Raw genomic sequence first — 18,587 nt, 5'->3', positions numbered from 1 at the left:
CTCTGTTCAATTTCTTTACCAAACTAAATTTCTTGTGTATCGTAGAAAATACAACGAAGCATATTTAATTATTTATCGTGAAAGTAACGAAACAAGCTGAGTTAAAACGAGATTGAACTATTTTTGTTGATTTAGAGGTGATTATCATTTCTACAGAAAAGAAGAAAAAATTTATTGCTGTTGAAAATCCTCGGTTTCGAGATATTTTTAAATGGAGATATGAACGCTTTTTTAAAAAGAAGGATTTTAGTTTTTCCGTTCCTCATATTGAACAAGTGGATTACACTTTTCTCCAGGAAAATCGCACAGAAGCATCCATTACTTGGAATGGACATGTGACTTTTTTAATTCAGCTCGGTGGCATAAATATCATGACAGATCCAGTATGGGCCATGCAAATGGGGTTTGAACGAAGATTATCAGAACCTGGCTTACAGCTCTCTGAACTGCCTGAAATTGATGTCGTGCTTATATCCCATAGCCATTTCGACCATTTACACTACCCTTCCATAAAAAAACTACCAGGCCATCCAGTTTATTTCGTCCCAAAAGGGCTGAAAAAACAATTTGAGAAAAAAGGATTTTCAAGAGTAGAAGAGTTATCATGGTGGGAAAGCATCGACTATGAAGGAATCAAGTTTACCTTTATCCCTTCTCGACACTGGACGAGAAGAACCTTAACTGATTTAAATCAATCACTTTGGGGCGGTTGGATGTTGGAAGGCTGTGAAAAAACACTCTACTTCGTCGGTGACACTGGCTATCACGACGAATTTAATGAGATTGCTAACAAATTCAGCATTGACTATGTCATGATGCCGATTGGTTCCTATGAGCCCGAATGGTTTATGAACAACCAACATATTACACCAGAGGAAGCGGTAAAAATTCACCTAGAATTAGGTGCAAATTACTTTATCCCTATGCATTATGATGCTTTTCGGTTGGCAGATGATACCCCTAGGGAAGCATTAGACCGACTAAATGAAAGCTGGGAACGAGCAAATATTGAGCAGGAAAAGCTAAAGATTTTGAAATTAGGTGAAACGATTAGGTTAGGAAAATAACTCTTTGTTTATTCACGAGCAAGGTTTCTTCAACTAATTTTTATATTGATAGTCTTGGGAAGTGCTTAAATATTCGGTTTGAGACCATGTTCGATTGGATTTTTGTGGAGCGTGGTCTCATTCGAGGGCTTTGAGACCATATTAAGTGGTTTTTTTGCTTTGCATGGTCTCATTCGGGGGCTTTGAGACCATACTAAGTGGTTTTTCTGCGGAGCGTGGTCTCATTCGGGGGCTTTGAGACCATATTAAGTGGTTTTTCTGCTTTGCATGGTCTCATTCGAGAGCTTTGAGACCATATTAAGTGGTTTTTCTGCGGAGCGTGGTCTCATTCGAAGGCTTTGAGACCATACTAAGTGGTTTTTCTGCTTTGCATGGTCTCATTCGGGGGCTTTGAGACCATATTAAGTGGTTTTTTTGCTATATTTGGTCTCACTCGAAGGTTTTGAGACTATACTTTGTCCGTTTACTACGAAACTCGGACTTCATTTTATAACTCTCAGCAACATCCCTACATATAATTAGAGAAAATACAATCTAAAGTCACTACTGTAACAGTAATCGAAACTTGATCAGCAAAAAAACCTTGAGCGGTACTCCGCCAACCAAGGTTTGTATCATCATGATTTACGAAAGGTTTAATAACTGGCAAGGATCACCTTTTCTTATTTATTTTCGTTACATTTTCATCAAATAATTTCTCGATTTCTTCCTTCACTTCAACATATTGTTTGTCTTTGAGAACCCAAAGTCCATCTCTTAAATCCGTACTTAGTTTTAATATTTTTCTTGATTGATCATTGGCCTTTCTTTTAAGAAAATCTGCAGCTTGTTCACTGATTTGATCACTTTTATGTAAATCATCTATAACAGCGATAATGTTTTCCCGCTGCATCTTATTTTTTTCGAGCCATGTATTTGCCGCATTGAAAATATTATCCCATTGCTGGTCATTTTCAACATCTAGTTCCTCCACGGCACTATTGACCCATTCCTCCCATCTCTTGGCGATTTCCTTCGAACGGTCGAATTCATCTGATAAGCCTTGCTGATTTAATACTGTTGTATAGGTTCCCTTAGCAGCATCAGCAATTTGCCTAAGCTGTCTTTGCCCTTCACTGTCGACATTAAATCCAATAATATTGATGATTGGGGTTATTTCCGAATGGGCAATTTCACTTGCTGCTTTAACAGGGTCGCCTCCACATGTTTCAATTCCATCACTGACGAGATAAATAATATTCGTATGTGTTTTCCCGTCATACGGCGCTAAATCCTTTTGAGCTTCTTCAATTGCCTTTGCAAGCGGGGTCCAACCAGATGGCTTAAACTTGCGGAGGGATGAATTCAATTTTGCTGGCCGGTATTTTGTCAAATCATAAACAAGCTCATTGCTTGCACACGATATTGCTTTATCACTTTCAGAGCCACCCCCTTTATGACCATATACACGGAGGGCAACCTTTGCATTTTTTGGAAGCTCAGAAGTAAATTCACGAATTGCATCCTTTGCCATATCCATCATGGATTTCCCATCAATTTTCTTCGCCATACTTCCACTTGAATCTAGAATAATTTCAACATTTAAATGCTCCTTAAAACGGTACCGGTCGTCATCATGATCTGGTCGTCCAAATAAAACCGTATTTAATTCTTTTAAAATTTCATCTGGTCCAGGATAGTTTTCATGAAACAATGAATAGGAAAGTCTCCAATACGCTTCTAACTCCTTGCTTAACTCCAATCGACCCTTTAAGCTTGCTTCATCAATTTGTGACAGCTGTTCAAACTGCTGCAATATTTCCGTTCTTTCAGCATCTGTCAGCTCTTGATAGCTTCGTCCTGAATACGGGCCAACTGGATATTTCACGATTTGGTCAACCTTTTCCAAGGTCGAAGGCAGGTTTGCCATAATTTCCTCAACATTTAATTGTTTCATCCGAAGCTCATCAGCACGCTCCTGCTCACTCATGACAGCTTCATCTTCAACGATGGCATTCGCCTTAGGAGCTTCCTTCGCAGCATTTTTCGTTCCATTTATCATTAAAAATAAAACCGAGATAACAGCAATAAGCAGGAGTATTATTTTTGTATTTCGATTAAACGTTAGTTTGAACATAAAACAACAAGCTCCTCTACTAATTTTTCTCGGCATTTTTTTAAATTAAACTCAATATTTAAAGTCCATACGAGGCTGAACTTCATGAATTGCTGCCATTTTTATATGAATAAAAACATTCGTAACAATAATAATTTGTAAAGGCAAAAACAGCATTTGCAGAATGATTTTTGTTATTAAAAACACAAAATATGAATCAGTATAGAGTGAGATAAATAGTAAAAGAACATTTTCGAAAAACAATTGAATCAAAGTTAATGCAATAATCGTCATAATTGTAATCATTGCATTTTTCTTAATCATCTCGACGGACTTCCTTATCGCCGTTCGATATTTATTTACTCCATCTGCAATGAAATAGGGGACATAATAGAATAGTAATAAAGCGATAATGCCAGGTATGACAAACAATAAACCCCCAATAAAGACGATAATTGCATATAGACATGCAAATATATAAATGGACATCATTTTATCAAGCAAGAAACTTAATGATTTGCGAAATAAGGAGTCTTCATCCTCATGATAAAGCATCGTGAATTTAATAAAAGGCACTTGAGCTATTATTAAAAAGATGAGCATAAAAATACCATTGGCCGCATCCCCGACGACACCTGGATATTCCATAAATGCTGATATTTGATAAATATAGTTTACGATAATTGTATGCAATAATAATAAGGGCACAAACGTTAATAATGACAAGCAAATAAGCGGTAAAAATTTGCTAGAGTATAAATAAAGAGAGTTAGCTAAAATTTTCTTCATCAGTAATCCCCGCCATTATCTTTGATTCCGAATAAGTGGAATGCTTTTTTTATTAAATGCCACTACACCGTCTGCCGTTCTTTGCTTTTGAAGTGATTCCCTTATATTATTTAAATCAAACGTTACACGATTGCCATTCTCATCTTGCTCAAATCCTGCAAGTGACTTTTCAAGTGCACCTTTATTTGATTGCATGGCTGCCTTTATTAAGTGAAGCAACTTCCATTTATCCATTCGCGGTATACGAGAAGAGGCGTTTGAATGGATGAAATCAATGAGCTGCTGATAGTCTGGCATCATTTCCCGTTCCCTCAATCCATACACGTACATGATCTCATTATACTTGGCACCCTCCTCCTGCATCTTTGCTAGGAGGGTGTCATCGAAAAACCCAACTTCTTTTGTAATTTTATCTTGATAATAAGAAAGTGAACGAATAATCTCATTTAATTTATCACTATTCTGTAAAGCATCCTCTGTGTAAGTAATCATTTTATGAATAGAGTCCCCCATATTGGGTGATTCAGCCAGTATTACTGCCCGGTGCTTTTGTAATAAGGAAACAAACTGCTTATATGGAGCCATTTCCTTATGTATTTGTGGCAAAATATTAGATATCGCAAAATGGACAAGGGTGTTATAACTAATTAAGCAATAGGCTGGATGCTTGGCTTCGGAAAATGGAATGGCAAAACCAGCCTGATTCAGAATGAGATATCCAGTTATTCCTCGAATTGGCTGGTTATAAAGAGTGAGGAAATAATATTCACTGCCGTCAAAATAAGCGAAGTCCCACATGTCCCATTTTTCAAACATTTTTTTATACTCTTGTATCGTTTCTAAATGTTTTGGAGTTGGTTTTGTATTGATCATTGTTGAACCCATCCTTTAGCCAAATATCGATTTAAACCATTTTCCAACTTTTTTCCCTGTATTCACAACTGTATCAACGACTTTTTTCGTTTTTTGTTTTACATCAGTCCAAATTTTTTCGCGGTTTTTCCATAACTTCCGACCTAAAGCGATCCCACTAAGAGCTACTCCTACAACGACCATTCCAGCAGCAATTGGCTGTCCGCCCGGGATCATAGCAACAAATGGTGCTGCTCCTGTTAAAAAGCTGCCCGCATTATCTACAAGTCCCCACGCCGCATCTTCTTTTGCCTCCGAGGTAGTTGCATTTTTAAACTTATCAACATTATTAACTGTATCCATTATGGTCAACGGCATTGTCAGTGCCGAAACGACTGCATTTCCAGTTGAAAAAGCCTTCCCAGCCTGTCTTAAGTTTTCCAACTCTCTTGCTGCGTCAGCAATGTTTCCAGCTTTTTTTAAGTCATTAATTTTTTTATACGTTTCAAAGGTTTTAGCCTTATCAAAGTATTCCTTCGTTTTCTTTCCAAAATCATAGGCATCAAATAATCCACTAATCGTTGGGTCATCCTTTGTAAAAAGCTTAAACCCATTTTTATATAAATTTTTTATTGATTTATCGATATCTTTATCGGTAAGAGTACCGTCTAAATCTTTCATTAGCAATTCAACAGGTTTGACTATAAAATCCTTATAGAAATGCTTGCTGCCATCCTCAAATGAGGGAAGTTTCCAGTTTATAAAAGGATCATCATTAGCCCCGTTATCTGTTGTCCCGCCTGGCTGTTGATTCGGGCTATTATTACCTTGATTTGTTGGATCATTCGTTCCGTTCTGTGATGGATTTGTCGGGTTGCTTGGATTTTGGCTGCCATTTATATTTGGGTCATGATTCCCGCTCGGATCATTCCAATCTGGCTGCTGCCAATCTTGTTGCTCCCAGTCTGGTTGTTCCCAATTTGGTTGCTCCCACTCCGGCTGTTCCCAATTTGGTTGCTCCCAGTCTGGCCTTTCCCAATTTGGTTGTTCCCATTCTGGTCTATCCCAATTAGGCTTCTCCCAATCTGTTTTATCCCATTGAGGTTTTTCTAACTTCGGCCTCTCCCACTGAGGCTTTTCCCATACTGGCTTTTCCCATTTCGGTGCAGAGCCTCCAGACGAGCCACTTCCGTTCGCAAATGCTTGAATTGTATATGAGCCAAAATTAACAAATAATAGCGCAAAAATAGCAATCGACGCAAATAAAACTCGCAAACATCTATTCATTTTTTCGGTCCTTTCATTCTAATTAAGGGAAGTGAATTTGCCTGCTGAAAGAACCATAGCTGTCAAGAAAATCGAATTTCAATCCTTCTCCCTTTTGCTTCAGCTTTCGTTTATCATCTGGATAAAGATGGTCATATTTTAATGCTTTATAATTTGTGGATGTTTGTACTTCAACTCTTTTATTCTTATTAAATATATTTACAATGGTCCCTGAAAGCTCCCCTTTATTTTCTCTAATATTATTTTCAACAGCAGAGTGAATTCTGCCAATTGCACTGTTCAGTTCAATATCTACATTCATTTTTAAATTACTATGAAGTCCTGGTAAATTCGATTTTATGACCGCATTACTAGCTAGATGATCGATCTCAATTTGTGAATAGCCTTGCCCTGAAAGAGCAGACTTAGCATCACCTAGTTTTTTTAAAATTGAATCAAGATAATATTCTCCAAGATTATTTGTTGAAGAATAATAGTCAAATTGATATTTGTCATAGGCTGCGATTGCATTTTCCAGCCCTAATAGAATTTCTCCTGTTGCAACAATACTTGCCTGTTCAGCATTATTCGATGCTCTCTCCTTCGTAATAAATATGTTTGCAAAGCTTCCAATAATGGTGAACATTAATGCCATAATTCCAAGTGCTCCCATGATGAAGATGGTCGTATTGCCTCTTTCGTTACGAATATGCTTGTCCACTACTTCAACACCTTTCCACTAATTTCCTTATTGAATGTAATTGGTGGAAGGACACCGAGAATTTTCTTCGGTAAAAACTGTAACCTCATATCTACTGTTACAGTTGCTGTAAAATCCCTGCTGCCAGAGCTGCGATTGATAATTTCATAATCCGTACGTAGCTTTAAGTTATCACCCGAAGTACTAACAATCTTATTGGCAGCTTCTGTTGCTTGCTCTTTGCTCTCGGTCACTGAATAAATTTTTGCCGCTTCATTTGCGGCAGATTGCGTAATGATCACGGCATAGCCAGCCACAAGAAACTGCCAAAAAATCATCATCACGAGTAAAATAAGGGGAATCATTGAAAGAAACTCAATTGTGGCTGACCCGCGTTCATTTTTTACCCACCTTTTTAACATTCTTATTAATCCCCCTTTCGCCATCTACCTCTCTTAGTTAATCTGTATCTGTAGACTTTCCTTTGTACATTTCTCTAATTTTCTTTAGCTTTTCGTCAAAATTTCCTTCTCGTATTTCCCTTAATTCCTTGTTTAACTCATTTACTTGATCATGCCGCTCACGGTAATATTTCGTCGTTCGATCATAAATTTGATTCAATTGTTTATTTGTGATTTTACCTTCAGATTGTAGCTTTATGAGGGCACCTTGAATTAAATACTGCTCTTGGCGTAAATCTGCTCCCCAGTTCATTATGGATTGGTGTGCAATGGAAAACTGCTCATTTCTTTCTTGAATGACTGATTTTTCTTCCTCGATCTTCCAGCCAATCCATTTACTAAATTCCTCAACTGTTTTTTTAAATTGCTCGTTCATCTGTTCAAGATTGCGAACATCCACATACGTCCCACCTGCCGCTGCGGCAACATCTTTTAGTTGTTGCTGATCCTTTCCACTCACGGCAAAACCAATAATATTAACAATGGGGGAAATCTCTGAATCTTTTAAGCTTTTGGCAGCTGCTACTGGATTCCCGCCACAAGTTTCAATTCCATCACTTACTAAATAAATAATATTGCGATGATGCTCCCCTTTATATGGTGCTAAATCTTGCTCTGCTTCAATAATTGCTTGCGCTAACGGAGTCCATCCTGCTGGATTAAATTTTGCAAGTGCCGCTGATAAATTCGCTTCATTGTACGGCTGAATCGGATAAACTAATTCATTCGAGGCACAGGAAATGGCTTTATCAGCATTTGAGCCGCTCCCTTTATGTCCATAAACACGCAATCCGACATTTGCCTCTTCTGGAAGGTCAGCTGCAAACTTCTTAATCGCTTCCTTCGCAATTTCCATCATCGTTTTCTGTCCAATTTTCTTCCCCATACTTCCGCTCGCATCGAGAATGATTTCAACATTGAACGTTTCTTTCTCCTCCGTTTTATCAGGATTAGAACCGTCGATAGAATTAATACCTGCGAAAGCTTGTTCAGGCATTTTATATTCCTTCTTAATTAAAGAATATAAATAAGCTAATAATGTCTCCTCATCCTCCTCACTTATACTCTCAGGAAGCTTAGGTACTTTATTTAACGCTTCATCTACTCCTGGTTCATTCATGGAAGAAAATTTACCGACAGGATATTGGACAATCTCCTCCAGTGTTTGTGGTAAAGGTGTTGAAGCAAGCGCCTTTAAAGGATCTTGCTCATCCTGTACCTCCACCTTTTCTTCATTCCCCTTGTCTTCTGCTTGCTCACTCACAGTGGTTTGTTCACTTTTTTCAGAAGGAGCAGGCTGATTAGCCTGCTCTTTTTTTTGTGAACAACTAACTAAGAGAAGAAAAATAAGCATAATTCCGAATAGTCTTTGATGCATTTTCATAACATAATCAAACCTTCCTAGTTTATGGATTCAAATTAATTTGAGCCAACTCTTCCTACTAGTTCAGCAATTTTACCTGCGATCGATTGCGCTAAGCCATCCCCATTATTTGACATAGCTTCTGATACTGCAAACATCAGCATTAAAATCACAAATGCAAGTCCTACCCACTCTAATGTTGTCGCTCCTCTTTCATTCGTTAAAAGCCCCTTAAATTTTCCTACCATCGTATTGAATCTTGCTTTCATTCTTTATTACCTCCAATATTTTTAATCGTATTATTCTAAAAGCTATTTGATACGTTATAACATTTATTTGTCACATAGGTTTCCTTGGCATATAGGCAATCACCCCTTTCAAAAACCGCTATAAAAGTTAGATGAATGTCTAGTTGTACTGACAATTATTGATTGAATAAATTTATGATGCTGTTTTCGCCATAAATCATATTAAGAATGACAAGCCCTAGAACCATTAACATAATTAACGGGGCAAGGATAAACGTAATAACGAGTGTCACCTTTGGAGACGCCTTAGCAGCCTTTTCCTTCACTTGCTCTAATGTGATCGCCCGAATTTCATCTGCTTGCTCCTTGAAAGTTCGTGAAATCGGTACACCTAATCTTGTCGCTTGAACAAGGGCCTTAATAAAGTATTGGAAATCTTCATTATCATTACGATTTATGAGCTGCTGATAGGCAATTTCTCTCGGCATCCCTAAATCAATTTCTGATAATAAGCGTGAAAATTCTTCCTCAATCGGGCCTGGATAGTAATGGATAATTTCCTTTATTGAATGGTCCAATCCTGAGCCCGCCTGCAAGCTTATGCTCATCGTATCGAGGAAATCGGGCAAATCCCTTCGCAATAAACTTTGTCTATTTCTTGCTGTTCGTTTTAATAGATATATAGGTGCTAAAAACCCGATTATCGGTAATGCTATGACTGAAACATTTGCCAACGGCAATCCTAGGAAGAAAAAGATTACGCCCATTCCAAAGCCAATAATAACTCCGACAATCTTCATTCCTTGAAACTCAGAAGTCGTTAAACGATACGGATTCCCCGATTTTTGAAGCAATACTTCAATATCATCCGTTTCGCTATAGAAATTAATTCTTTCCCCTAAGGTAGAAAAATCATTTGCATACTTTATTAAATACCGTATTATGCGCTCATCTAACGATTTCCGCTTTGACTTCACATATTGTGTTGTCACAATGAGCTCATTAAGATGTATATTTAATGCTGCTTTTTCCTTCGTGTAGCTGTAAATATTTATAAAGCTTAATAGTAGAAAGACCCAAAATAATATAATTGAGATTAATATAATTCCATCCATCGTCTACACCTTAATATTCGTAATAGCTTTCACGAGAATAAATGCAATGACCATTCCAATGATAAAGACACTACTTAAAATTAAACCTGGGACGGTCAATATCGGTTGAAGGAAATTATCCATCGTCGTGTTTAACATTAAGATCATAACGACTGGCATGATCGGCAAAATATAAGAGACAAAACGCTGCTCAGCCGTTGCTGTTTTTACCGTTTGCCTAAGTATTTTTCGTTCCTCAAGCGTTTTGGCCATTTCTTCTAGCACTTTAGTTAAATTACCGCCAGCCTTTTTTTGAATTAACAAGGCCGCAACAAATAACTTTACTTCCCGAGTCGGTACTTTTTTCTCTATTTCCTTTAAGGCACTTTCGAAATTAACCCCTAATCGTAAATTGTAGGCAAGCTCCTTAAATTCCTCTCTTGCAGGTGAACCCACTTCAGCAGCAACGACTTCAATTCCTTGACTTATCGTTAATCCTGCTCTCGTACTGTTTCCGAGCAGGCGGCAAACTTCAGAAATTTGATTATTGAATTTATCCACATACTTGTTTCGTCTTAATAAAAAGAGGAGCCAATACGCTAAAATACAAACTAAAATTGAAATTCCTACACTTAGAGGCAATGATAGTTTGAAGAAATTCTTCATGATAAAAGTAATGGCAAACAAGCCAAGCAATATGATGGCAAAAAACTCTGATGGAAGCAGATGAATACCAGCCTGTAATAATTTGTTTCGATATTTTTTCGCAAAAGGTGTTCGATCAAAGCGAATTCCTAGCGTAGAAATAAAGCTATCTCTTCCTTCGCCGCTTTTAAACATCGTTTCATAGTTTTTCGTGATTTCTCGTTTTTCTTTTCGATAACCTAATAAATTGTAAGCACCCCAAATGAAAAACAATACGGCAAGACCACAAATGACTGCTACTTCCAATGTACTCACCCCCATCATTCATCCGCTCTATTAAGCAAAAATGAAAACAACATGTAATAGAAAACTCTCACTTCGTTTGAAACAGTCTGTCTGGCAGTTCAATTCCAAACATTTTTATTCTTTCTACACATCTCGGAATGACACCCGTTGGCATAAAATAACCTTCGACATCTCCCGTTTTCTTCATTCCAGTTCTATTAAACTTAAATATTTCTTTAATCACGATTTCTCCGCTATCTTCTCGATGAATCTCACATATTGATGTTAGTTTTCGCTTTCCATCTGTTAAACGTTCCCCTTGCACAATAATGTCTAAAGCACCAACGATATATTCTCTAATAATATGAGTTGGCAAATCCATCCCAGCCATGACGACCATACCTTCAACACGACGTAATGCATCAAAAGGTGTGTTGGCGTGAACAGTCGTAATCGAACCTTCGTGACCTGTATTCATCGCCTGGAGCATATCGAATGCCTCAGCTCCACGGACCTCTCCAACAATGATTCTATCTGGACGCATCCGTAAAGAGTTTTTAACTAGATGACGGATTGTAATTTCACCTGTTCCCTCAACATTAGGTGGTCTTGCTTCTAATCCCACGACATTCGGTTTATCAAGACGAAGCTCAGCAGAGTCTTCAATTGTAACGATTCTTTCACCACTAGGAATCGAGTTTCCTAACACATTTAATAAAGTTGTTTTCCCACTACCTGTCCCACCAGAAATGAGAATATTCATTTTCGCTCGAACAACTGCATCTAGAAATATCGACATGTCTTCATTTAAGGAAGAAAATTGAAGCAAATCCTCCATTTGAAATGGCTCTTTCCGAAATTTCCGAATGGAAACAACAGGACCAATTAAACTAATCGGAGGAATAACCGCATTTACCCGGCTTCCATCTGGCAGCCTTGCGTCCACCATTGGCGAGCTTTCATCTATCCTTCTCCCTAATGGGGCAACAATACGATCAATAACATGTCGAACATGGTTATCATCTTTAAAAGAAGCTGGAGCTAGCTGTAATTTGCCAAGTTTTTCAATATAGATTTCTTTATAGCCATTTATTAAGATCTCTGTAATTGTCGGGTCTTCCAAGAACGGTTCTAATGGACCATAGCCAACTGATTCATCAATGATTCTCGTTAAGAGCTTATCTTTATCCATTCTCGGAATAATGACCTTTTCTTCACTCATAAATTGGCTGATTAATTGCTCAATTCTTAAGCGCAGCTCACCTTGAGGAAGACTTGTTAAGTTCTCTAAATTCGCTTCACGTAAAATTCGCGTTTTATAATGATCAACTAATTCATTAATATAATGATTTTCAACTATATCTCGATGCTCTCTGTTTATTTTCGTCCTTCTTTCAAATAACAATGACATTTTCGTCATCAATCCCTTTAAAGATTTATTCCACCATTTGAATGACCCATTTTCTTATTCCTTTAGCAAATGGAACAAGCTTTTTTTCATTAGACTCTTTTCTAAAAGGTTCGCTCTTATTAATTTTCGCTTGTACACCTTTTTGGTCCCGTGGGAGTTTCGCAACAATCGGGTACGTTAAAATATTTTTTAAATCATTCGGATTCAGCTCATTTTCCCTGCCTACTTTATTAACGAGAATTTCTAATCTCCCTTCCGTTTCAATTCCGAGTCTTTGGAATAACTCTTGGGCTTGGTTCAATGTCGTAATCGATGGCGTGTCCAAATTTAATACGTAAAAAATTTTGTCAGATTCTTCAAGTGCCGCATAAGAATGTACACTCATTGCTACAGGCAAATCAACAATCACAAAGTCATAGCTTCTTCTACATGTTCTTAATAATCTTGCGATAAAGCCTTCAGGCAATTGCTCTGCTATTTCCGCATCCCTTGGACTAAGCAATACTTCTAATTTAGATAGCTTTTCTATTTGAGATACGTTGCGAATATGACTTTCATTTAATTCATTTATGACTGGCAATAAATCCGCAAATGAGCGATTCGAGGCAATAGATAAATATGTTTCTGTCCCGCCATATTGTAAATTCAAGTCAATTAAAATGACTTGAGCTGTTGATTCGAACTTTAATGTTTGGGCAAACGCACTTGAAATTAGTGTTCTTCCTGAGCCACCTTTTCCACTGTAAAAAGAAAAGATTTTTCCTCTTCCACGTTTGAAGGTTTGACTCGAGGCTGCTGTTTCATCCAATTGCTTTTTTCGATTAACGACCATTTGTGTAATGCTGTCTAATCTTCCATAAAGCATGGAATTTTCATCAGGTAAAACAAAGAAGTCTGAAATGCCTGCTCTCATTACACTTTTTAGCAAATCGAAGTCTTGAGAGAAAGCTATAAAAACAACTACAGCTAAAGGGTTAATTGCAAGAATAAATTCCAATGCATCGATTGGAGACTCATTTTCTGCTTCAATTAAAAATATTAAATCTGGTGCTAATCGATCCAATTCATTTTTCATATCGGAATATGAGAGAATTTCAATCTTATCCATACTATTTAAAATGCCTCTAATATGGTTTATTGACTGTTCATGTTCCCCAACGAGTAAAACTTTTATTTCAGTACTCATCAGCATCCTCCAAAATTCGGTTCAACCTATTTATCATTTTCACTCTCTGCATTTTCATTTTTTTTCTCTGCTTCTTCTTGAGAAGATGTCTCTGTCATTTCATTCGCTTCTTCTTGAACGACTTCTTCTACCTCCTCATCGGCAGCTCGAGCAGCTTTACCCACATTAGCTTTTAATATTCTCATAGAGTCAGCATAATTTTGCATGTGAATTATTTTAGGTGCAGCGTCTGCTTGTATTTCTACCGCAATTCCAGTAAACTGCTGCTCACTTTTTAAAACACCTGCTACTAAAACATCCTTCATAAATACTTCTGTTACTGGTTTCCCATCAAATGTATGGGAAATGATAATATCAATTCGATCTAATCCTTCTAATTCTTCGTCAAATCGGATTCGATCAGATTGCATTAAAGTAACTAATCTATTGTTCTCGTCGATTGTATTCGAGACAGGTTTAAGCATTGATTTAGTGATAATATCTCCTTCAACAAGCGGTACAACCAATACCATATCGATCAAATCATCCACATTTGTAACATGAGAACTATTAACATAGCGGTTTGGAATTTCTTCTTGTTTGACATGATTAGGCTGAACCAATGTTCGTGATGGAATATCTGTCGCGGTCACATAGATTTTCGTCATTCCTCCTAACTCGCTATTTAATTCTTTGATTTTCTGTAGAAAGAATAAGCCTGCAATAATTGCTAATAGTAATGAAATGGATAAAAATATAAATGCACGCCTTTTTGACTCCAACATTCAATGTATTCCCCCATAAATCACATGAAATGGTTTTTTTATACAAATCCACTAATATTTATGTTGCTTATCTATTTTCTACCACCCGTTCACAATTTGGTCAAATACTCCCAAAAACGATGTCGAAAAATGTCTGTTATATAATTCCTGCAATTATCTCGAAGCCAAAATATTAATTAGGAGTAACGAACTAAAATGAATGGGGTCCATTAGTCATTTTTTGAATCAACTGTAAATAAAATAGCTATTTTCAGCTTTCTAATATTACAAATGTTAAATTTTGTAGTACATCTTTATCATTTTGGGACAAAAACCCATTTTTTATATTTGTCGATTTTTGCAGGATGCTTAGTTCGTTTGAATTGGAGCAGATGTTTCTAAAACTACCTTCCTAAGACTATTGGTAATTCTATTAAAGGACGGTGGAAATTGCTGAAGCGGTTACATAGTTGGAAAGGCGTTTAAAACCGTCTTTTGACATTTTTTAGAATTATATGTACAATAAATAGTGGGTTTCAATAACGTAAGGAGGGTTGTTAAAAAATGGGGATGATTTATTTTATTAGACTTCGTTTTCGTACTTTTTGCCGCTAATTTAATAGTGCTTAAAGTCTCTGTCTGTGTGCAGAGTAAACGGGATAAGTCTGCCCTTTTTTAATAAACCTTCATTCTATCTTATTATTAAAGTATAAAAGTGAAGAAAGGCGGCTCATGCTGCCTTTCTTTTTTATGCCCTTTTTTAACTTTCCTTTTTTCAGGAGAGGTTTATTTGGTGAACTATCTTTATTCACTCAACCATCATGATAAAATGGTTGGGCTTTTTCCCTTTGCTCTCTATCACAGGCAGATTGCCTGTGTTTTTTTATTTTGAAGGGATGATAAAGATGACAAAGAAAATTCATAAGTATAGTAACAAAAAATTAAGTCGTGGTGAGCCTCCCAATTTTTCTGGACAGCATTTAATGCATAATAAAAAACTGCTTCATGAAATTGTTGCACAAGCAAATATAAGCATGAATGATACGGTTTTAGAATTAGGTGCTGGCAAAGGCGCCTTAACTACCATATTAACTAAAAAAGCTGGAAAAGTTTTAGCAGTGGAATATGATGCGAGGTTTATTGACATTCTCAGAGAAAAAACAGTACAAAATCATAATACGAAAATTATCCATCAAGACATTATGAAAATCCATTTGCCCAAAGAGAATTTTATTGTTGTATCCAATATTCCCTATTCCATTACGACACCCATTATGAAAATGCTTCTGAGTAATCCAGCGAATCGCTTTCAAAGGGGAGTCATCATCATGGAAAAAGGAGCAGCAAAACGATTTACCTCTAAAACAATAAAGGACCCATATATATTAGTTTGGAGAATGTGGTTTGATATTTATTATGTAAAAGGAATTGCAAAAGAGCATTTTTCTCCTCCGCCAAAAGTAGAGTCAGCGATGATTAAAATTGTAAGAAGAAAGGAACCGTTTATTCCAAACAAAGATTACTTTGCTTTCCTTGGACTGATAGAATACGCATTCAGGAATGCTTCTGCTCCTATTAATGCAGCTTTACGAGGGATATTTTCATCACCGCAATTAAAGCAATTGCGAAGAAGCTTAAAGATAAGTATTGAAACCCCGATTGGAACACTTAATGAAAGGCAATGGGCAATTGTTTTCAAAACAATGCTTCAATATGTTCCACATCCATATTGGCCGAAATTGCCAAATAAAAAACGAAAACGGTTTTGAGATTATAAGTGATTAATACACAAGGGGCTTTCCGATAAGTGCCTGGCTCTCTCCTCACAACACAAAATATAGAGTAGATTTAACTACTTTTTATCTATATATTGTGTTAGAGGTGCCAGGCTCTTTGTTTTCGGACAGCCCCTTGTATTCTATTCTTCTATCGTATATTTTATATCTATATTCAATTGAGCACCGTGAAAAACTTCGGTAAATGCTCCTTATGCGCCTCCAGCATTTCGTCAAGAATTGCTTTGGCAATTTTGTCAGACGGAGTGAGTGGATTAATGGTTAAAGCGAGTAATGCCGTATTATAATCGCCTGTTACTGCTGCCTCAGCCGCAATCCGTTCAAATGATTTAATTTGCTGGACGAGCCCCCGAACAGGAACAGGTAGAGCACCCACCGTTATCGGTCTAGGACCATCTTTTGTAATCATACAACTCACTTCAACTGCTGATTCATAAGGAATACTTGCAATCGCCCCTCGATTCATCGTATTAACAGGTTGAATATCGCCCTTATCATTATATATAGAAGTAATGAGTCGAACAGCAGCATCAGAATAATAGGCGCCTCCGCGCTTTTCTAGCTGTGGAGGTTTAATGGCAAGATTTTCATCCTTATACAGCTCAAATAATTCTTTTTCCAATCGTTGAACGACTTCAGCACGTGTGCCTTCCTTCTCTGCATTTTCAATATCTTTATCCACCATCGTTTTTGTTTTGTAATAATACATATGATATGGGCATGGAAGGACATCGAGTGCCTGAAGAAATTCTGGTTCCCATCCATACCCTGGGATATTTTTGACAAAGCCTGTATGCTTCGGATCTGTTAATAGATTCATCACTTTATCTTTGACACTTACTCCATCTACAAATACATCCAGTCCATATACCATATGGTTTAAACCGGCAAAGTCGATTCGAATTCGCGAATGTTCAACATTCAGCAGCTTCGCAATTCCCATTTCCATACCGATAGGAACATTACACAGCCCAACCACTTTATCAATATTCGAATAGCGAAGGACTGCTTCTGTCACCATGCCAGCTGGGTTTGTAAAGTTGATTAGCCATGCCTCAGGACATAATTCTTCCATCTCTTCGCAAATATCCAATATGACTGGAATCGTACGCAACCCTTTAAATAACCCACCGGGACCATTCGTTTCTTGACCAAGAACCCCATATTTTAACGGAATTCTTTCATCTTTTGCACGAGCTTCCAGCAAGCCAACACGAAATTGAGTTGTCACAAAATCGGCTTCCTTCAAAGCTGCCCTACGGTCTAATGTTAAATGCACATTAATGGGAAGCCCTGCTTTTTGAACCATTCGTTTCGCGAGGTTTCCGACAATTTCAAGCTTTTCCTTCCCTTCCTCAATATCAACAAGCCATAACTCACTTAGAGGAAATTCATGATATCTTTTAATAAAACCTTCGATTAATTCAGGGGTATAGCTTGAACCTCCTCCAATGGTGGCAACCTTAAGTCCTTTCGCCAAATCATTTACCTCCCATTACTTTTCTGCTTGAACGATTTCATATAAATGAACAAATTCAGCAGCTAAGTCTTTAATCGTCATCGCGTTCATTAAATGGTCTTGAGCATGAACCATTAATAAAGAAATCATCGCTTTTTCTTCTTGTAATTCAGCCTGAATAAGAGCAGTTTGAACTTTATGTGCCTCCACGATAGCCTCTGCAGATTCCTGCAATTTTTCTTTTGCCTTTACAAAATTAGCTTCCCTTGCCGCAGCGATTGCTTCCATTGCCGAGCTTCTCCCATTCCCTCCATGAAGAATCATGTGAAAGATTATTTGCTCCAGATTTTCCATCTTATCCCTCCCTCAAATTAAACATTGACCGCTTCTTTATACGTAACGAGTTTCATCTTTTTAGCTGCAATTGCTTCACGAATAGATGGATCTGTTAAAATAGACAATTCTCTTACACGCTGGAGAGCATATGAGCTTCCTGCAAGTAAAGGCTCATCAATGAAAGCAGGGTGGCACATCAATTCAACTGTTTCATAGCCAGCAAACTCTTCTAGTAAATCTAAGAAAAGTGAAATAGATAAATCGTCCCCATAAAATTTATGAGAAAAGAATTGCACAGTTTGTAAAAGACGGTTGCTAGAATGATTCGGATCAGCCGAAACTTTACGGATTGGTAGATGATAAAGCGCAGCAATCTTCTCAACAACTGGATATATTTTATCGTGTCCATGAATATGATGATGACTATCAAGGTGAGTTGGAACTAATCCAAATGAATGGAATTTTTCAATTTGACTAATGAACTCTTTCTCAACCTCTGAAAGCTTCGCTGTATGAAGTAAGGTTTCTGCTTTATGAAATCTGCCCTCCTCATCAACTAGAGAGGGGACATTACCATTGACGGGTACTCCACAATCTAAAACAAGATGAATTCCAACTCCTAGTTTTGGATTTTCTAGAGCTAATGCAGCCGCATGCTCCGCTCCAGGCATATTCGTCATCATCGTTGCTGAAGAAACGACTCCATTTTGAAATGCCTCGATAATGCCTAAATTAACTCCTTTTGAATAGCCAAAATCATCTGCATTGATTACTAGTTTCGACATTATAGC

The 18,587-nt window shown here is 37.3% G+C and carries 18 protein-coding genes; 2 read left to right on the top strand and 16 right to left on the bottom strand.

Annotated features, from left to right (window positions below; translation table 11 throughout):
• Positions 1–137: 137 nt before the first annotated feature.
• Positions 138–1,067 (top strand): MBL fold metallo-hydrolase, encoded by a 930-nt coding sequence (locus tag KDN24_RS04600; RefSeq protein ID WP_409970938.1) that lies wholly within the window; start codon positions 138–140, stop codon positions 1,065–1,067.
• Positions 1,068–1,719: 652 nt separating this feature from the next.
• Here the strand turns inward: KDN24_RS04600 and KDN24_RS04595 are convergent.
• The 13 genes from KDN24_RS04595 to KDN24_RS04535 all read right to left on the bottom strand — a co-directional run bounded on the left by KDN24_RS04595 (position 1,720) and on the right by KDN24_RS04535 (position 14,226).
• Entirely contained in the window at positions 1,720–3,183 is a 1,464-nt protein-coding gene (locus KDN24_RS04595) for a vWA domain-containing protein (protein ID WP_409970937.1), read from the bottom strand.
• A 51-nt stretch (positions 3,184–3,234) separates the two neighbouring features.
• A complete protein-coding gene (locus KDN24_RS04590) occupies positions 3,235–3,951 on the bottom strand; it encodes a hypothetical protein (RefSeq protein ID WP_409970936.1) in 717 nt (238 codons plus the stop codon).
• 15 nt (positions 3,952–3,966) lie between these two features.
• The gene (locus tag KDN24_RS04585) at positions 3,967–4,824 is read right to left on the bottom strand and encodes a hypothetical protein (RefSeq protein WP_409970935.1); all 858 of its coding nucleotides are present in this window, start codon (positions 4,822–4,824) and stop codon (positions 3,967–3,969) included.
• A gap of 15 nt (positions 4,825–4,839) precedes the next feature.
• Entirely contained in the window at positions 4,840–6,090 is a 1,251-nt protein-coding gene (locus KDN24_RS04580; RefSeq protein ID WP_409970934.1) for a hypothetical protein, read from the bottom strand.
• Positions 6,091–6,112: 22 nt separating this feature from the next.
• Positions 6,113–6,790, bottom strand: a complete 678-nt coding sequence (locus KDN24_RS04575) for a hypothetical protein (RefSeq protein ID WP_409970933.1) — start codon at positions 6,788–6,790, stop codon at positions 6,113–6,115.
• A complete protein-coding gene (locus KDN24_RS04570) occupies positions 6,790–7,191 on the bottom strand; it encodes a TadE/TadG family type IV pilus assembly protein (protein ID WP_409970932.1) in 402 nt (133 codons plus the stop codon). Before KDN24_RS04570 ends, KDN24_RS04575 begins: the two co-directional genes overlap by 1 nt.
• A gap of 37 nt (positions 7,192–7,228) precedes the next feature.
• The gene (locus KDN24_RS04565; RefSeq protein ID WP_491348322.1) at positions 7,229–8,614 is read right to left on the bottom strand and encodes a VWA domain-containing protein; all 1,386 of its coding nucleotides are present in this window, start codon (positions 8,612–8,614) and stop codon (positions 7,229–7,231) included.
• A 35-nt stretch (positions 8,615–8,649) separates the two neighbouring features.
• Positions 8,650–8,862 carry a hypothetical protein gene (locus KDN24_RS04560; RefSeq protein WP_409970930.1) on the bottom strand — a complete coding sequence of 71 codons (213 nt, stop codon included), beginning with the start codon at positions 8,860–8,862 and terminating at the stop codon, positions 8,650–8,652.
• A 155-nt stretch (positions 8,863–9,017) separates the two neighbouring features.
• Complete coding sequence (locus tag KDN24_RS04555; protein ID WP_409970929.1) at positions 9,018–9,956, bottom strand: type II secretion system F family protein; 939 nt, start codon at positions 9,954–9,956, stop codon at positions 9,018–9,020.
• A gap of 3 nt (positions 9,957–9,959) precedes the next feature.
• Entirely contained in the window at positions 9,960–10,895 is a 936-nt protein-coding gene (locus KDN24_RS04550; protein WP_409970928.1) for a type II secretion system F family protein, read from the bottom strand.
• A gap of 58 nt (positions 10,896–10,953) precedes the next feature.
• Complete coding sequence (locus tag KDN24_RS04545) at positions 10,954–12,276, bottom strand: TadA family conjugal transfer-associated ATPase (protein ID WP_409970927.1); 1,323 nt, start codon at positions 12,274–12,276, stop codon at positions 10,954–10,956.
• A gap of 25 nt (positions 12,277–12,301) precedes the next feature.
• On the bottom strand, positions 12,302–13,462 hold the full coding sequence (locus tag KDN24_RS04540; protein WP_409970926.1) for a CpaE/TadZ family protein: 1,161 nt from the start codon (positions 13,460–13,462) through the stop codon (positions 12,302–12,304).
• Between the two features lie 26 nt (positions 13,463–13,488).
• Complete coding sequence (locus KDN24_RS04535; protein ID WP_409970925.1) at positions 13,489–14,226, bottom strand: SAF domain-containing protein; 738 nt, start codon at positions 14,224–14,226, stop codon at positions 13,489–13,491.
• 884 nt (positions 14,227–15,110) lie between these two features.
• Here KDN24_RS04535 and erm point away from each other — a divergent pair.
• Positions 15,111–15,974 carry a 23S ribosomal RNA methyltransferase Erm gene (gene erm, locus KDN24_RS04530; RefSeq protein WP_409970924.1) on the top strand — a complete coding sequence of 288 codons (864 nt, stop codon included), beginning with the start codon at positions 15,111–15,113 and terminating at the stop codon, positions 15,972–15,974.
• A gap of 181 nt (positions 15,975–16,155) precedes the next feature.
• Here erm and KDN24_RS04525 read toward each other — a convergent pair whose 3' ends face one another.
• From KDN24_RS04525 to chbG, 3 genes are read right to left on the bottom strand one after another with little or no spacing between them, the layout of a single operon-like run.
• Positions 16,156–17,481, bottom strand: a complete 1,326-nt coding sequence (locus KDN24_RS04525) for a 6-phospho-beta-glucosidase (protein WP_409970923.1) — start codon at positions 17,479–17,481, stop codon at positions 16,156–16,158.
• Positions 17,482–17,496: 15 nt separating this feature from the next.
• Positions 17,497–17,814 (bottom strand): PTS sugar transporter subunit IIA, encoded by a 318-nt coding sequence (locus KDN24_RS04520; protein WP_409970922.1) that lies wholly within the window; start codon positions 17,812–17,814, stop codon positions 17,497–17,499.
• Positions 17,815–17,831: 17 nt separating this feature from the next.
• Positions 17,832–18,581 carry a chitin disaccharide deacetylase gene (chbG, locus tag KDN24_RS04515; protein ID WP_409970921.1) on the bottom strand — a complete coding sequence of 250 codons (750 nt, stop codon included), beginning with the start codon at positions 18,579–18,581 and terminating at the stop codon, positions 17,832–17,834.
• Positions 18,582–18,587 lie beyond the last annotated feature (6 nt).

Source organism: Cytobacillus sp. Bva_UNVM-123, from assembly GCF_046351715.2.
Taxonomy (GTDB): domain Bacteria; phylum Bacillota; class Bacilli; order Bacillales; family Cytobacillaceae; genus Cytobacillus.
Note: the sequence above shows the minus strand (reverse complement) of the source record. Positions and strands in the feature narration are given on the sequence as shown.

Excerpts from the sequence above, each read along its gene's own strand:
- KDN24_RS04595 (WP_409970937.1), bottom strand. The coding sequence starts at position 3,183 with ATGTTCAAACTAACGTTTAATCGAAATACAAAAATAATACTCCTGCTT.
- KDN24_RS04590 (WP_409970936.1), bottom strand. The coding sequence starts at position 3,951 with ATGAAGAAAATTTTAGCTAACTCTCTTTATTTATACTCTAGCAAATTT.
- KDN24_RS04585 (WP_409970935.1), bottom strand. The coding sequence starts at position 4,824 with ATGATCAATACAAAACCAACTCCAAAACATTTAGAAACGATACAAGAG.
- KDN24_RS04580 (WP_409970934.1), bottom strand. The coding sequence starts at position 6,090 with ATGAATAGATGTTTGCGAGTTTTATTTGCGTCGATTGCTATTTTTGCG.
- KDN24_RS04570 (WP_409970932.1), bottom strand. The coding sequence starts at position 7,191 with ATGTTAAAAAGGTGGGTAAAAAATGAACGCGGGTCAGCCACAATTGAG.
- KDN24_RS04565 (WP_491348322.1), bottom strand. The coding sequence starts at position 8,614 with ATGAAAATGCATCAAAGACTATTCGGAATTATGCTTATTTTTCTTCTC.
- KDN24_RS04560 (WP_409970930.1), bottom strand. The coding sequence starts at position 8,862 with ATGAAAGCAAGATTCAATACGATGGTAGGAAAATTTAAGGGGCTTTTA.
- KDN24_RS04555 (WP_409970929.1), bottom strand. The coding sequence starts at position 9,956 with ATGGATGGAATTATATTAATCTCAATTATATTATTTTGGGTCTTTCTA.
- KDN24_RS04545 (WP_409970927.1), bottom strand. The coding sequence starts at position 12,276 with ATGTCATTGTTATTTGAAAGAAGGACGAAAATAAACAGAGAGCATCGA.
- KDN24_RS04540 (WP_409970926.1), bottom strand. The coding sequence starts at position 13,462 with ATGAGTACTGAAATAAAAGTTTTACTCGTTGGGGAACATGAACAGTCA.
- KDN24_RS04535 (WP_409970925.1), bottom strand. The coding sequence starts at position 14,226 with ATGTTGGAGTCAAAAAGGCGTGCATTTATATTTTTATCCATTTCATTA.
- erm (WP_409970924.1), top strand. The coding sequence starts at position 15,111 with ATGACAAAGAAAATTCATAAGTATAGTAACAAAAAATTAAGTCGTGGT.
- KDN24_RS04520 (WP_409970922.1), bottom strand. The coding sequence starts at position 17,814 with ATGGAAAATCTGGAGCAAATAATCTTTCACATGATTCTTCATGGAGGG.
- chbG (WP_409970921.1), bottom strand. The coding sequence starts at position 18,581 with ATGTCGAAACTAGTAATCAATGCAGATGATTTTGGCTATTCAAAAGGA.